Origin of the sequence: Pseudoduganella rhizocola, assembly GCF_045984285.3 — a bacterium.
GTDB lineage: Bacteria > Pseudomonadota > Gammaproteobacteria > Burkholderiales > Burkholderiaceae_D > Rugamonas.
Window position 1 is genome coordinate 131,364 of the sequence record NZ_JBJQIK030000011.1, and the last position, 15,588, is coordinate 146,951.

The 15,588-nt window shown below is 58.5% G+C and carries 13 protein-coding genes; 11 read left to right on the forward strand and 2 right to left on the reverse strand.

All coding sequences use genetic code 11. The features are described from left to right. The first annotated feature begins 16 nt into the window (after positions 1–16). The 3 genes from ACJRPG_RS21260 to nudB all read left to right on the forward strand — a co-directional run bounded on the left by ACJRPG_RS21260 (position 17) and on the right by nudB (position 2,976). Positions 17–604 carry a DUF502 domain-containing protein gene (locus tag ACJRPG_RS21260; RefSeq protein ID WP_408002096.1) on the forward strand — a complete coding sequence of 196 codons (588 nt, stop codon included), beginning with the start codon at positions 17–19 and terminating at the stop codon, positions 602–604. Positions 605–633: 29 nt separating this feature from the next. Beyond that, positions 634–2,439 (forward strand): aspartate--tRNA ligase, encoded by a 1,806-nt coding sequence (aspS, locus tag ACJRPG_RS21265; RefSeq protein WP_408002097.1) that lies wholly within the window; start codon positions 634–636, stop codon positions 2,437–2,439. Positions 2,440–2,532: 93 nt separating this feature from the next. After that, positions 2,533–2,976: a dihydroneopterin triphosphate diphosphatase gene (gene nudB, locus ACJRPG_RS21270; RefSeq protein WP_408002098.1), complete on the forward strand. Its 444-nt coding sequence runs from the start codon at positions 2,533–2,535 to the stop codon at positions 2,974–2,976. Here the strand turns inward: nudB and ACJRPG_RS21275 are convergent, their stop codons facing one another. Beyond that, a complete protein-coding gene (locus ACJRPG_RS21275; protein ID WP_408002099.1) occupies positions 2,977–5,433 on the reverse strand; it encodes a DEAD/DEAH box helicase in 2,457 nt (818 codons plus the stop codon). Continuing rightward, positions 5,426–6,238, reverse strand: coding sequence for a Hachiman antiphage defense system protein HamA (locus tag ACJRPG_RS21280; RefSeq protein WP_408002100.1), 813 nt, complete (start codon positions 6,236–6,238; stop codon positions 5,426–5,428). Before ACJRPG_RS21280 ends, ACJRPG_RS21275 begins: the two co-directional genes overlap by 8 nt. A 149-nt stretch (positions 6,239–6,387) precedes the next feature. Here ACJRPG_RS21280 and ACJRPG_RS21285 point away from each other — a divergent pair, with 149 nt between their 5' ends. From ACJRPG_RS21285 to ACJRPG_RS21320, 8 genes are all read left to right on the forward strand, one after another. After that, positions 6,388–7,194 carry an endonuclease/exonuclease/phosphatase family protein gene (locus ACJRPG_RS21285; protein WP_408002101.1) on the forward strand — a complete coding sequence of 269 codons (807 nt, stop codon included), beginning with the start codon at positions 6,388–6,390 and terminating at the stop codon, positions 7,192–7,194. Between the two features lie 4 nt (positions 7,195–7,198). Further along, entirely contained in the window at positions 7,199–8,362 is a 1,164-nt protein-coding gene (clsB, locus tag ACJRPG_RS21290) for a cardiolipin synthase ClsB (protein WP_408002102.1), read from the forward strand. After that, entirely contained in the window at positions 8,359–8,736 is a 378-nt protein-coding gene (locus ACJRPG_RS21295; protein ID WP_408002103.1) for an Hsp15 family ribosome-associated heat shock protein, read from the forward strand. The genes clsB and ACJRPG_RS21295 overlap by 4 nt, the downstream gene beginning before the upstream one ends. A gap of 225 nt (positions 8,737–8,961) precedes the next feature. Then, positions 8,962–9,549 carry a TetR/AcrR family transcriptional regulator gene (locus ACJRPG_RS21300; RefSeq protein ID WP_408002104.1) on the forward strand — a complete coding sequence of 196 codons (588 nt, stop codon included), beginning with the start codon at positions 8,962–8,964 and terminating at the stop codon, positions 9,547–9,549. Positions 9,550–9,601: 52 nt separating this feature from the next. Continuing rightward, complete coding sequence (locus ACJRPG_RS21305; protein WP_408002105.1) at positions 9,602–11,392, forward strand: acyl-CoA dehydrogenase C-terminal domain-containing protein; 1,791 nt, start codon at positions 9,602–9,604, stop codon at positions 11,390–11,392. 15 nt (positions 11,393–11,407) lie between these two features. Continuing rightward, positions 11,408–13,807: a 3-hydroxyacyl-CoA dehydrogenase/enoyl-CoA hydratase family protein gene (locus ACJRPG_RS21310; RefSeq protein ID WP_408002106.1), complete on the forward strand. Its 2,400-nt coding sequence runs from the start codon at positions 11,408–11,410 to the stop codon at positions 13,805–13,807. 59 nt (positions 13,808–13,866) lie between these two features. Then, complete coding sequence (locus tag ACJRPG_RS21315; protein WP_408002107.1) at positions 13,867–14,313, forward strand: PaaI family thioesterase; 447 nt, start codon at positions 13,867–13,869, stop codon at positions 14,311–14,313. Between the two features lie 46 nt (positions 14,314–14,359). Continuing rightward, positions 14,360–15,556, forward strand: coding sequence for an acetyl-CoA C-acyltransferase (locus ACJRPG_RS21320; protein WP_408002108.1), 1,197 nt, complete (start codon positions 14,360–14,362; stop codon positions 15,554–15,556). The last annotated feature ends 32 nt before the right edge of the window (positions 15,557–15,588 follow it).

Consider the following 15,588-nt stretch of genomic DNA (forward strand, 5'->3'; position numbering starts at 1 on the left):
GTTGGCAAGGGACGCGATGCGTAAATACTTCATCACCGGTCTGCTGATCCTGGTTCCCCTGGCGATTACCGCCTGGGTGCTGAACCTCGTCATCAGCACCATGGACCAGTCGCTGCTGTTCGTGCCCGAACGCTGGCAGCCGCGCACCCTGATCGGCTTCGATGTGCCGGGCCTGGGCGCCATCCTGACCATTCTCATCGTGTTCCTGGTTGGCCTGCTGGCCAATAACCTGATCGGCAACTACATCGTTCGCCTGTGGGAAAAGCTGCTGAACCGGATTCCGGTGGTCAGCTCGCTGTACGGCAGCGTGAAGCAGGTGTCGGACACCTTGTTCTCCTCGTCCGGCAACGCCTTCCGCAAGGCCGTGCTGATCCCGTATCCGCACGAGAATTCGTACACCATCGCCTTCCTCACCGGCACGCCGGGCGGCGATGTGAAGAACCATCTGGTGGGCGACTACGTGAGCGTTTACGTGCCGACCACGCCAAACCCAACGTCGGGCTTCTTCCTGATGATGGCGAGAGACAAGGTGGTGGAACTCGACATGAGTGTCGATGCCGCCCTGAAGTACATCGTTTCGATGGGCGTGGTTGCGCCCGAATGAACCAATTTAACCTGAACTGAGAAATAACCATGTCAATGCGTACTCACTACTGCGGCCTCACCACCGAAGCACTGCTGGGCCAAACCGTCAGCCTGTGCGGCTGGGTGCACCGTCGCCGCGACCACGGCGGCGTGATCTTCATCGACCTGCGCGACCGCGAAGGCCTGGTGCAGATCGTCTGCAATCCGGAGCAGGCCGAAGTCTTCAAGGTGGCCGAATCCGTGCGTAACGAGTACTGCCTGCGTGTGACCGGCGTGGTGAAGGACCGCCTGGCCGGCACCGTGAACGCCAACCTGAAGTCCGGCAAGATCGAAGTGATCTGCTCGCAGCTGGAAGTGCTGAACGCCTCCGTGGCCGTGCCGTTCCAGCTGGACGACGACAACCTGTCCGAAACCACCCGCCTGACGCACCGCGTGCTGGACCTGCGCCGTCCGCAGATGCAGAACAACCTGCGCCTGCGCTACAAGGTGACGATGGAAGTGCGCAAGTACCTGGACGAGCTGGGCTTCATCGACATCGAAACCCCGACCCTGACCAAGTCCACGCCGGAAGGCGCGCGCGACTACCTGGTGCCATCGCGCGTGAACGCGGGCCAGTTCTTCGCGCTGCCGCAGTCGCCGCAGCTGTTCAAGCAGCTGCTGATGGTCGCCAACTTCGACCGCTACTACCAGATCACCAAGTGCTTCCGCGACGAAGACCTGCGCGCTGACCGCCAGCCGGAATTCACCCAGATCGACTGCGAAACCTCCTTCCTGAACGAGCAGGAAATCCGCGACCTGTTCGAAGACATGATCCGCAAGGTCTTCAAGAACACGCTGGAAATCGACCTGCCGAACCCGTTCCCGGTGATGAACTTCTCCGAAGCCATGGGCAAGTACGGTTCGGACAAGCCGGACATGCGCGTGAAGCTCGAATTCACCGAACTGACCGACGTGATGAAGGACGTGGAGTTCAAGGTGTTCTCCGGCGCCGCCAACATGCCGAACGGCCGTGTGGTGGGCATGCGCGTGCCGAAGGGCGCCGACATGCCGCGTTCCGAGATCGACGCCTACACCCAGTTCGTGGCCATCTACGGCGCGAAGGGCCTGGCGTACATCAAGGTCAACGAGAAAGCCAAAGGCCGTGACGGCCTGCAGTCGCCGATCGTGAAGAACATCCACGACGCAGCACTGACCAAGATCCTGGAACTGACGGGCGCGCAGGACGGCGACCTGATCTTCTTCGGCGCCGACAAGGCGAAGATCGTCAACGACGCGATCGGCGCGCTGCGCGTGAAGATCGGCCACTCCGAGTTCGGCAAGGCCAACGGCCTGTTCAACGACGTGTGGGCGCCGCTGTGGGTGATCGACTTCCCGATGTTCGAGTACGACGAAGAAGACGACCGCTGGACCGCGACCCACCACCCGTTCACCGCGCCGAAGGACGGCCACGAGGACATGCTGGAAACCAATCCGGGCGCCTGCATCGCCAAGGCCTACGACATGGTGCTGAACGGCTGGGAACTGGGCGGCGGTTCGATCCGTATCCACCGCGAAGAAGTGCAGTCGAAAGTGTTCCGCGCACTGAAGATCGGCGCCGACGAAGCGCGCCTGAAGTTCGGCTTCCTGCTGGACGCGCTGCAATACGGCGCGCCGCCGCACGGCGGCCTGGCCTTCGGCCTGGACCGTATCGTGACGCTGATGACCAAGTCCGATTCGATCCGCGACGTGATCGCCTTCCCGAAAACCCAGCGTGCACAGGACCTGCTGACGCACGCTCCATCGGAAGTCGACGAGAAGCAGCTGCGCGAGCTCCACATCCGCCTGCGCGCCGCCGAACCAAAAGTCGCCGGCTAATCCGTCACTCCCGCGAAGGCGGGAGTCCAGGGGTGTTTCGGCGCCGCATGCCCACCCCTGGGTCCCCGCCTTCGCGGGGACGACACGCGCGCCATGTATAAGATTCCCGAATCCGTCCTTGTTGTGATCCACACGTCCGATCTCGACGTGCTGCTGATCGAACGCGCCGCCAATCCCGGCTACTGGCAATCCGTCACCGGCTCCCTGGACACCGAAGACGAGCCCCTACTGACCACCGCCACCCGCGAACTCTTCGAAGAAACCGGCATCGTGGCCGACGGCGAGCGCATCAAGCTGCGCGACTGGGGCATGAGCAACATCTACGAAATCTACCCCGTCTGGCGCCACCGCTACGCCCCCGGCGTCACGCAAAACACCGAGCACATCTTCAGCGTAGAAGTCCCGCGCGGCATCCCGATCGTGCTCAGCCCCCGCGAACACACCGCCCACATCTGGCTCCCCTACCTGGAAGCCGCCGACAAATGCTTCAGCCCCTCCAACGCCGAAGCCATCCTCCAGCTCCCGAAGCTTCGTTGATTAAGTCAACATGCCGGACCACTGTACTTCCGCGCGAATTATGCCAGTCTCGTTGCGTCGACTGAACTCAGACATAATCTGACTATCAATTCGCGCCCCGCCATCGTCTGTGAAGAGAAGAAATCGCTTGTAGCTCGTCACTAAAACATTGGCTGTTATGTGCGAAAGACCGCACTGGATTAAAATTATCTGATCCGAATTAGTCGTCCCATACTTAACTTTGTTATAAAGATCGGCAGACACCAGCGACAAATCGTTGAGGATCTCGAGAAATTTTATTAGCTTATTGTCGATGAAATCTTGCTCCTCCTTGATCCGCACGATAGCCAAATTTATCAGCTCATATTCGGTCTTTTCGCGCAAATTCACATAATTTGCAACGTGTCCTTCACGCGCTATATCTCCCCATTTTCCCACAAATACTTGAGCGACTTCTGTGGGGTCTTCAATCAACTTCTTCCAGTATGCAAAGAAATTACCGACCATTCGACGATAGTTGACTTGATTGATGCGCCAGTCGAAAAACATTGCATAAAATTTTCGTGCAGGAGCATTTCGCAATCGGGTCAAGCTGGCTATCTCACGATCATCTTCGTCGTCAGCAATATTCGATATAAAAATTTTTTCAATAAATGTCATTAGGTCTGCCGCATCCAAAATCAGTGCATTATCTTGTCTGCGTTCATCCACTATTCGCGACAGATGGTGTTCGACTCCGAGGATGTCGAATTCATAGACGTTATGAATGAAACATAGCCGACCGAATTCTGTTTGTGCCAAATTACGGTCGGGCCGAATTTTGGCGTCGGGTTCAATATTTTCTATGAAAGTGAAGTCTTCGTTACGCTTTATGCCTATGGAGGGGGCATCGATATCCACAAGTTTTAATAAGGGATTATCGATAGAATCTTTCAATGCCGCATCGACCTTAGCTACCTCTTTGATGTATTTTTCAAGGTTTAGATCCTTCCGTGAATATTCACAACCGATCAAATGCACAGGCGGCATCAATTTCGCTATGTCGCCGTGTTCGGGGTGGAAAATATCGCTGAAGCGATTAACCCGACCGACCAAGTTTCGAAATTGTGCCAGCGTCAGTTTTCGATTCCCTTTGCGTGGATCTAAGACAAATAGGCTCGACGCAGGAATATTAACTCCTTCTAGCAACGTCGAGTTGGTGATGATCCATTGGTTGCCTTTGGCAGACCGAAAATAGTCCTCAATGTACGACCGTACAGTGTCGGGGACCGATCCATGATGGTATGCAACCCCGTGATGCAAGCAACGCAAAAGCCGATAGCTGGGATGTACGAAGTCGCCGATTTCTTTAAGCAGATGGTCAAGATCCGACTCACGGAGCGCCGGCTCAGTGGCAGCCAATTCTACGGCCAGCTTCTCAATGGCCAATGGTTTATTGAGGTAGACAATGTTTTTTTCGGTCTTATATTCGTGCAATAGTTGGACTACGGTTTTAGGCGATTTTTTTGCTACCGGGAAGAAATCATTTAAATATTGATCGTAAAGCCGGGTGATGCCGTCTGTGCGAAGGTCGGTAACGTAATATAACTCCGATTTCAGTTTCTCATCGATTACTATTTCATGTATTTGCGCTTGTTCGACAACCAGATTTAAACTATCGCTTGAGACTAGGAACGGAGTCAAATACTTCACAGCTACTGAAGGATTCCGTATACGCGATATGATAAGCGTGCTGGCCAGAAGTCTTGCACGTTTGTCGCCAGCCAAAAGATTATGAGCCTCGTCTACTATGATTGTTCCGAAAGTTAGATTTGAATGCTTTTGACAGAGCCTCAAAAAACGCTCTTGAGTGACCACAGCTATAAGCGGGTCCGTATCACTAATGGCCATGTCGTGATGAATGATTATTCTTTGCTTTTGAACTTGCTCAGCGATGGCCTCAGCAACGCGTCGCCGAGTTTGAGTGATTAGTGCTTTCGATGGAACTATGATTGCCAAATTATGCCGATTTTGGCGCGCGGCTTCCTCGATTAACTGGGATTTTCCATAGGATGTTGGCGCCACGACAGCAAGAGTTTCATCGCTGCGCTTTTGAAACTCCTCAAACAACGCGCCTTGTTCTTCGGTTTGGAACGTATCGTTATATCGAAAGTTAGCGAAATATGCCTCGGTCAACGTAAACACGAGGTTGGTTTCGTTGCGAACCTTCCCTTGCCTTATTAGTAATGCAGCCACTGGAATGTAGCCTTCATGTGTTGCTATGTCGAAAAGCGGAACATAATATTTATTCTCGATTGACACTTTAAGTATTATTCTGTATCCGAATTCACGAATTGTGGCAACCTCACTGTTCATAAGAATTAGGCCGATTTCCAGGGCACGATGCATTTCTTTGGAACTCAGAGAGCCTGAGTGGAGTTTGCCCACCACCTTGCTTAGTTGCGTATTTCGGATCTTTCTCAGCGTTAAATCACTCATGATTACCCGCCTCATCTCGAAGGAATGATTCAAGTTTTGTCAGAGTTGATTTCTGAATAGCGAAGATGGTGCAGCCAGAGAAAGGCATGGCTGCGATGATACTGTTGAATTTTTCAGATAAAAACGTAAGGTCTATTTGATTAGCGACCGTTTCAAATAAAACTGGCACTAAAAAGACATGGACTTTGTTCATCTGTGCTTTAAGGTCTAGGTCGTCCGCGAGAAATTCTTCTATTTTGTCGACCAAGAGTTTTTGTTCGGCATTAGAGGCATTGAAGGATAGCTCCACATTATTTACTGCAGAATACCATAGCGTTGGGCACGCCGAACTCGAGATGCGCGTGATTAAGTCGTTCTTGGCAAGATCAATTAGGGCGCGAGTTTTCTCTTTGAGGTTGAGTTTGCCAAGTTCTCCGCTCTTCACTTCAGCTAAGCAAAGCGCGTTGTTGTCTGAATTGGAAATGATGAGGTCGAATCCTTTTTTGATATTGGCCTCTTCCATATTGAAATAAGGGCTGGCCGCTTTCAGATTTGGATGGCATTTGAAAAGCAGAGTATGACATAAAAGCTCGCCTAGCATACCGGTCTGCATCAGATCAGCTTTGCTATTGTAGCGGTCCATAAACTCCTTGATCGTATTTTTATACGAATAAATCTTTGGGTTTCGATTTACCTTTTTTGCGCCATGACAGATCTTAGCTAAGTTGCTCCGCACCTCATTTTTGAGGCTATCTGTTAGGTTTTGGACTACACAGATTGCTGACGTCTCATCCGCCGTCGCGCTATAGAAAAGTCCATCGATCATTATCTGTCCCTCGGGGTTTCATGCAAGTTGCAAGTAACTGTTGTCTTTTGGTTACATGAGTTTATTGAAGAACAATGCCATCCAGCAAGAGGTTTTTGGGGCTGCGCAATTGAAAGGCGTATGAAGTGGCTTGGCGCTACAATAATTCCATGAAGATTCGTGTTGCCACCTATAACATCCACAAGGGCGTGTCCTACCGCAGCCATCCGCGGGTGCACGCGCTCAAGCAGGCGATTATGGCCTTCGAGGCCGATTTGATCTTCCTGCAGGAGGTGCAGGGCCAGCACGACCGCATTGCGGCGCGCTACGGCGAGGAGCGGCATGGGCACCGCCACTGGCCACAGAACGCGCAGCATGAATTTTTCGCAGGTGAATCGCACCAGTCCGTGTATGGCCTGAATGCGCAATACGACCACGGCCACCACGGCAACGCACTGCTGACCCGCTTCCCCATCCAGAAGTGGACCAACACCGACATCTCCGACCACGCCTACGAGGCGCGCGGCATCCTGCACTCCATCGTCGAAACGCCGAAAGGCATCGTGCACTGCTACGTGATCCACCTCGGCCTGTTCGAGAAAAGCCGGGTGCGCCAGGTGGAGGCGCTGATCGACGCGGTGAACCTGTCCGCCCCGAACAACGAGCCGGTGATTATCGCCGGCGACTTTAACGACTGGCGCAATACCCTGAGCGCCAAACTGCGCAAGGCGCTGGGAGTGGTTGAGGTGTTTGACGAGATCGGCTCCGGCTCCAGCCTGGGCGACCTGGTCCGTACCCTGGCCCGGAAGCAGGCGGCGGTCCGTCCAGCCCGCACCTTCCCATCCGCCTTGCCCTTCTTCCGTCTCGATCGCATCTATGTGCGTGGCTTCAAGGTAGAATCTGCCGAGGTCCTGCATGGCCAAATGTGGGCCAGGCTGTCCGACCATGCGCCGATTGTGGCAAACCTCAAGCTCTAGCGAAATGCGTCCTGTCGATTTCATCGCCGATAACGAAGTCAAGCTCCTGCACTGCGGTACCGACTACTTTCCCGCACTGGTGGAAGCCATCGACGCCGCGCAGTACGACGTGTACTTCGAGACCTATATCTTCGCGGACGATGAAACCGGCCAGCGCGTGCTCAAGGCACTGATGGAGGCGGCAAAGAGGGGCGTTACGGTGCGCATGATCACCGACTGGTTCGGCACCGGCCGCGGCCGGGTGAACCGCATGCATGCGCAATTGCTCGAAGCAGGTGTCGAGCACCGTATTTTCAATCCGTGGTTCCTGCGGGGCGTGACGCGCACGCACCGCAAGATCTGCGTGGTGGACCGGTCGGTGGCATTCGTCGGCGGCATCAATATCAACGACGATATGTTCTGCGATTACGACCACAACGTGCCGCTGGACGCGCCGCGCTGGGACTTTGCGGTCGCAGTGCGCGGCCCGCTGGTGGCGGCCATCCACAAGGAAGCCTGCACGCAATGGCTGCGGCTGGGGAAGATGTCGGTCGCCAAGCGCATCGGCCTGTTCCGCGACATGCGCAAGGTGGACAAGATCACGCACGACGCGGCGGTGCAGGCCGGCTTTGTGGTGCGCGACAACCTGCGCAACCGCATGACCATCCAGCGCGCCTACCTGAAGGCGCTGGGCCATGCGCGCAAAAGCGTGCTGATCGCCAATCCCTATTTCGCACCGGGCCGCAAATTCCGCCGCGCGCTGTCGCAGACGGCGCAGCGCGGCGTAGAGGTGGTGCTGCTGATCGGCGTGGGCGAGCACTGGATGCAGGATGCGGTGGCGCACTCCTTCTATCCCAAGCTGCTTGCCTCCGGCGTGAAAGTGGTGGAATATCACAAGACCCAGCTGCATGCGAAGGTTGCCGTGATCGATGATGAGTGGGCCACGGTGGGCTCCAGCAATGTGGATGGGCTGAGTCTGTTTTTGAACCAGGAAGCGAACGTCGTCATCAAGGACGCCGCCTTTGCGCGCAGCCTGCGCCGGCATATCGAGCAGGCCGTGGCCGAGGGCGTGGTGATCTGCCCGCATGAATATGAGCACGTCGGCCGCTTCCGCCGCATCGGCTATGAAGTGGCCTATCTCTTCTATCGCACGCTGATGCGCATTTTTGCAGTAGGAAAATACGCTTGAAAGACAACGTCAGGATCGACAAATGGCTGTGGGCGGCGCGCTTCTTCAAGACGCGCCAGCTGGCCATCGACGCGGTGGACAACGGCCGCGTGAAGATCGGCGGCGACCGCATCAAGCCTTCGCGCATCATCAAGCTGGGCGAGCGGCTGGACATCGACAACGGCTCGGACGAATGGGAAGTGCTGGTGGTGGGCATCAGCGACCAGCGCCAGTCGGCGCCGATTGCCCGCACCCTTTATGAAGAAAGTGAAGCCTCGATTGCGCGCCGTGAGAAAGAGCGCGAGCGCCGCAAGTTCTTCCACGAACCCGGCACCGACATCAAAGGCCGCCCCACCAAGCGCGACCGCCGCCTCATCGACCGCGCCGGCGAATAAAGTTGCTTAATCCGGGTCTGACCCCGATTAAGAAATTGTTGCGGCGCATCAATAGAACCTCGGCTCTAACAATCCCGTTTGACATTTATCCAGCTCTGGATAATAGTACGAGCGTTCGTAATTTTTTTTCACACGAAGCCGGTCCGTGGAGCGAGAATAAGTTTCTTGTTTTACCAGATGGGTTCTAACGTGGGTGCCATTCTTATTAATACTTCGACAAAATTCATGCGCAAGGGCGAAATGACCCGCGCCGCCATCCTGGACGTGGCTCTGGAACTCGCCAGCCGTGACGGGCTGGAGGGCCTCACCATCGGCCTGCTGGCGGACAAAATGAACATGAGCAAGTCGGGCGTATTCGCTCACTTCGGTTCGCGTGAAGATTTGCAACTGGAAGTACTGAAGCTGTACCACCGCCGCTTCGAACAGGAAGTGTTTTATCCCAGCATCAAGGAGCCACGCGGCCTGCCGCGCCTGCGCGCCATGTTTGCGCACTGGGTGAGCCGCGTCACGGTCGAAATTGCGTCGGGTTGTATCTATATCAGCGGCGCAGTGGAGTATGACGACCGTCCCGGTCCTATCCGCGAGGCGCTGGTGGCCATGGTGGGCGCCTGGCAGCAGGCGCTGCTGCGCGCGGCCCAGCAGGCCATCGACTGCGGCCACCTGAAAGCGGATACCGATGCAGAGCAGCTGGTGTATGAGATGTATGGCCTGATCCTCGCCGTCCACCACGATGCGCGCTTCCTGCGCATTCCGGGCACGGTGGAGCGGGCCAGCGTCGGCTTCAACCGTCTTATCGAGAACTACCAATCCTAATGTTGCGCGCGATCCGCGCAGCCTTTAAATCACGTTTCGTCAGGAGATAAACATGGGTCAATACGTCGCGCCAATCCGGGATATGCAGTTCATTCTGCACGAGTTCCTGAAAGTGGAAGAGCAGCTCAAGGAACTGCCGGCTCACGCTGAGACCGATGCCGATATCATCAACGCCGTGCTGGAAGAGGGCGCGAAGTTCACTTCCGAAGTCCTGTTCCCGCTGAACCATTCCGGCGACCGCGAAGGCTGCCACCACGATGCCGCGTCCAAGACCGTGACCACGCCCAAAGGCTACAAGGAAGCCTACAAGCAGTACGTGGAAGGCGGCTGGGCGGCGCTGGCCTGCGACCCGGAATACGGCGGCCAGGGCCTGCCTGTGGTGCTGAACAATTCCTTCTACGAGATGTTGAACTCCTCGAACCAGGCCTGGACCATGTATCCCGGCCTGTCGCACGGCGCCTACGAGTGCCTGAAGGAGCACGGCACCGACGAACAGAAAAAAACCTACCTGCCGAAGCTGGTGTCCGGCGAGTGGACCGGCACCATGTGCCTGACCGAACCGCACTGCGGCACCGACCTGGGCCTGCTGCGCACCAAGGCCGTTCCGAACGACGACGGTTCCTGGACCATCACCGGCGCCAAGATCTTCATCTCGGCCGGCGAGCACGATATGTCCGAGAACATCCTGCACCTGGTGCTGGCCCGTGTGCCGGATGCACCGGAAGGCTCGAAAGGCATCTCGCTGTTCCTCGTGCCGAAATTCCTGCCGAACGCTGACGGTTCCGTCGGCGAGCGCAACCCGATCTTCTGCGGCGCCATCGAAGAGAAGATGGGCATCCACGGCAACTCCACCTGCCAGATGAACCTGGACGGCGCCAAGGGCTGGATCATCGGCCAGCCGAACAAGGGCCTGAACGCGATGTTCGTGTTCATGAACGCGGCGCGCCTGGGCGTTGGCATGCAGTCGCTGGGCCTGACCGAAGTGGCTTACCAGAACGCGCTGGCCTACGCGAAAGACCGCCTGCAGATGCGTTCCCTGTCCGGCGTGAAGGCGCCGGACAAGCCAGCCGACCCGATCATCGTGCACCCGGACGTGCGCCGCATGCTGCTGACCGCGAAGGCCTACGCTGAAGGCGGCCGCGCATTTACCTCCTACGTCGCGCTGCAGATCGACCGCGAACTGAATCACCCGGACGAAGAAGTGCGCAAGGAAGCCGCTGACGAAGTCGCGCTGCTGACGCCTATCGTCAAGGCCTTCATCACCGATAACGGCTGGGTCGCTACCTCGGAAGCGATGCAGGTATTCGGCGGCCACGGCTACATCTCCGAGTGGGGCATGGAGCAGTATGTACGCGACGCGCGCATCAACATGATCTACGAAGGCACCAACACCGTGCAGTCGCTGGACCTGCTGGGCCGCAAGATCCTGATGGACAACGGCGCCAAGCTGCGCGCCTTCGGCGAGAAGATCAAGGCCTTCGTGGAAGAACACGGCACCGATGAAGCGATGTCCGAGTTCATCACCCCGCTGGGCGACCTGGGCGACAAGGTGGGCAAGCTGACCATGGAAATCGGCATGAAAGCCTTCCAGAACCAGGACGAGGTAGGCGCTGCCGCCGTGCCTTACCTGCGCGTTGTCGGCCACCTGGTGTACAGCTACTTCTTCGCGCAGATGGCGAAGATCGCACTGGAAAAGCAGGACTCCGGCGACAACTTCTACAAAGCCAAGCTGGCCACCGCGCGCTTCTACTTCGCACGCCTGCAGCCTGAAACCGCAATGCTGATTCGCCAGGCCCGTTCGGGCGCCGCTTCGCTGATGGCGCTGGAAGCTGACCTGTTCTAAGAGATAGAGGAAAACATGAGCAATTTCACCGTGAAGAAAGTCGCCGTGCTGGGCGCGGGCGTGATGGGCGCGCAGATCGCCGCCCATTGCGTGAACGCCAAAGTGCCGGTCGTGCTGTTCGACCTGCCTGGAAAAGAGGGCACGCCCAAGAACGGCATCGTCCTCAAAGCCATCGAAGGCCTGAAGAAGCTGTCGCCTGCGCCGCTGGGCGACAAGGCGGACGCTGAGCTGATCCAGGTTGCGAACTACGAAGACAACCTGGACCTGCTGGCCGGCTGCGACCTGATCATCGAAGCCATCGCCGAGCGCATGGACTGGAAGCATGACCTGTACAAGAAGGTGTCGCCGCACATCGGCCAGAACGCCATCTTCGCGTCCAACACCTCGGGCCTGCCGATCAACAAGCTGGCCGAAGGCTTCGACGCCGACCTGAAATCGCGCTTTTGCGGCGTGCACTTCTTCAACCCGCCGCGCTATATGCACCTGGTGGAACTGATCCCGACCCCGGCCACCAAGCCTGAGATCCTGGACCAGCTGGAAACCTTCCTCACCTCCGTGCTGGGCAAAGGTGTGGTGCGCGCGAAAGATACGCCGAACTTCATCGCCAACCGCGTGGGCATCTTCGGCATGCTGGCCACCATCCATGAAGCCGCGCAGTTCGGCCTGTCCGTGGACGTGGTGGACGACCTGACCGGCGCGAAGCTTGGCCGCGCCAAGTCCGGCACCTTCCGCACTGCGGACGTGGTGGGCCTGGACACGATGGGCCACGTGATCAAGACCATGCAGGACAACCTGGCCGACGATCCATTCTTCAGCGTCTACAAGACCCCTGAAGTGCTGGCGAAGCTTATCGAGAAAGGCGCGCTGGGCCAGAAGACCGGCGCGGGCTTCTACAAGAAGGTCGGCAAGGACATCATGCGCCTGGACTTCGCCACCGGCGAATACGTTGCCGGCGGCGCCAAGGCTGCGGACATCATCGGCCGTATCCTGAAAGAGAAAGACCCGGTCAAGAAATTCAAGGCGCTGCGCGAATCGACCAACCCGCAAGGCCAGTTCCTGTGGGCGATCTTCCGCGACGCTTTCCACTACATCGCCTACCACCTGGACACCATCGCCGACAACGCGCGCGATGTGGACTTCGCCATGCGCTGGGGCTTCGGCTGGAGCGTGGGCCCGTTCGAGACCTGGCAAGCCGCAGGCTGGACCCAGATCGCGCAGTGGGTGAAGGAAGACATCGACGCAGGCAAGGCGCTGACCAATGCGCCGCTGCCGGCATGGGTGTTCGAAGGCCCGGTTGCCGAGAAGGGCGTCCACACCCCTGAAGGCTCCTGGTCCGCCAGCAGCAAGACCTATGTGCCGCGCTCCGACCTGCCGGTGTACAAGCGCCAGGAATTCCGCGCGCCGGTCATCGGCAGCGGCGGCGCCGATGCGAAGACCGCAGGCACCACCGTCTTCGAAGACGACTCCGTGCGCCTGTGGCACTCCGGCGACGAAGTGCTGGTGATCTCGCTCAAGACCAAGATGCACGTGATCGGCGACGGCGTGATCAAGGGCCTGCAGCGCGGCCTGGCCGAAGCCGAAAAAGGCTACAAGGGCCTGGTGATCTGGAATACCGACGCAGCCGAAGGCGGCGCCTTCTCGGCCGGCGCCGACCTGCAGTCCGCACTGCCTGCCTTCATGGCCGGCGGCGCGAAAGCGGTCGATCCGATCATCCGCGAACTGCAGAACACCTTCATGGCGATGAAGTATTCGAACGTGCCGGTGGTGGCTGCCGTGGCAGGCCTGGCGCTGGGCGGCGGCTGCGAAATGGCGCTGCACGCCTCGAAGCGCGTCGCCGCGCTGGAATCGTATATCGGCCTGGTGGAAGTGGGCGTTGGCCTGATTCCTGCAGGCGGCGGCCTGAAGGAAGCGGCGGTGCGCGCCGCCAAGGAAGCCAAGGGCAACGACATCCTGCAGTTCCTGAAAGTGGGCTTCACCAATGCCGCTACCGCCAACGTCGCCAAATCGGCGCTGGAAGCGCGCGCCATGGGCTACCTGAAGGAAGACGACGTAATCGTGTTCAACCCGTATGAACTGCTGCACGTGGCGAAAGTGGAAGCCCGCGCGATGTTCGACGCAGGCTACCGCGCGCCGATCCAGCGTCCGGTGCCGGTGACGGGCCGCTACGGCTGGGCGACCATCCGCGGCCAGCTGGTGAATATGCGCGACGGCGGCTTCATCTCCGCCCACGACTACAAGCTGGGCGACATGATCGCCGAGATCGTAAGCGGCGGCGATATCGACCAGGGCAGCGTGGTCAGCGAGCAATGGCTGCTGGACATGGAACGCAAGGCTTTCCTGGAGCTGCTGAACAATCCGAAATCGCAGGAACGGATCATGGGCATGCTGCAAACCGGTAAGCCGGTGCGCAACTAAGACAGCCCATGTCTGTCCTGGCGCTGGCCTTCAAAGTTCTTCTTCGAGTGAGACCGAGCATGGTGTATGAACGGATCAAGCAGCAGATGATGGATACCCTGCCTTTCGTGAGGCTGCTCGGTATCCGCATCGACAGCATCGGCGCCGGCACCTCCGAGGTGTCGCTGCCGGACGATCCGAAGCTGCACAACCATCTCGGCACGCAGCATGCCGGCGCGCTGTTCACGCTGGCGGAAACCGCCTCCGGCGCTGCCATGGCCGGCGGTTTCGCGGACATGATCGTGGACCTGCGTCCGGTGGCGAAGGAGTCGCGCATCCAGTACCAGAAGCTGGCCAAGGGCGCCACCCGCGCCAGCGGCCGCGTGCCGGGCGACCTGGATGCGTTGAAGGCGCAACTGAAGGCGGAAGGCAAGATTGCTTTCCCTGTCGAAGTCGATGTGTTCGACGCGCAGGGAACGCTGGCAGCGCAGGTGCAGGTGGACTGGTATCTCTCTCCGCGGCGCTGAACAGGACAGTTTCGAACGGTATCGACCCAATATACGAGAGCACAAAATGAGCAAACAACTTCAAGACGCATACATCGTCGCCGCAACCCGTACCCCGATCGGCAAGGCGCCACGCGGCTTCTTCAACAAGACCCGTCCGGACGACCTGCTGGTGAAAGCCATCCAGGGCGCCATGGCCGCCGTGCCGAACCTGGATCCGAAACTGATCGTCGATGCAATCATCGGCTGCTCCTTCCCGGAGGCTGAACAGGGCTTCAACGTGGCGCGTAACTCCGTGGTGCTGGCAGGCCTGCCGAACACCGTGGGCGGCGTGACCGTGAACCGCTACTGCGCGTCGGGCATCACCGCGCTGGCGATGGCAGCCGACCGCATCCGCGTGGGCGAAGCCGACGTGATGATCGCGGGCGGCGTGGAATCCATGTCCATGGTGCCGATGATGGGCCACCACCCGTCGATCAATATGGACGTGTTCAAGGACGAATCCGTGGGCCTGGCCTACGGCATGGGCCTGACCGCCGAGAAAGTGGCGCAGCAGTGGAAAGTATCGCGCGAAGACCAGGATGCCTTCGGCCTGGAATCGCACCGCCGCGCCATCGCCGCGCAGCAAGCCGGCCAGTTCAAGGACGAGATCACCCCGGTTGAAATCACCACCCGCACGCCGGACCTGTCCACCGGCGAGATCAAGGTATCGAAGCGCACCGTGGACCTGGACGAAGGCCCGCGCGCCGACGCGTCGATGGAATCGATGGCCAAGCTGAAGCCGGTCTTCGCCGCCAAGGGCTCCGTCACCGCCGCGACCTCCTCGCAGATGTCCGACGGCGCCGGTGCGCTGATCGTGGTGAGCGAGAAGATCCTGAAGGAACACAACCTGACCCCGCTGGCCAAGTTCTCTTCCTTCGCCGTGCGCGGCGTGCCGCCTGAAATCATGGGCATCGGTCCGAAGTTCGCCATTCCGGCAGCGCTGCAGGCTGCAGGCATCACCCAGGACCAGCTGGACTGGATCGAACTGAACGAAGCCTTCGCCGCACAGGCGCTGGCCGTGATCCGCGACCTGAACCTGGACACCAGCAAGGTGAACCCGATGGGCGGCGCTATCGCCCTCGGCCACCCGCTGGGCGCCACCGGTGCGATCCGCGCCGCGACCGTGGTGCACGCACTGCGCCGCAACAACCTGAAATACGGCATGGTCACGATGTGCGTGGGCGCCGGCATGGGCGCCGCAGGCATCATCGAACGCGTGTAAACTACGCGCTGAAGCGATAACAAAGGGCGCCG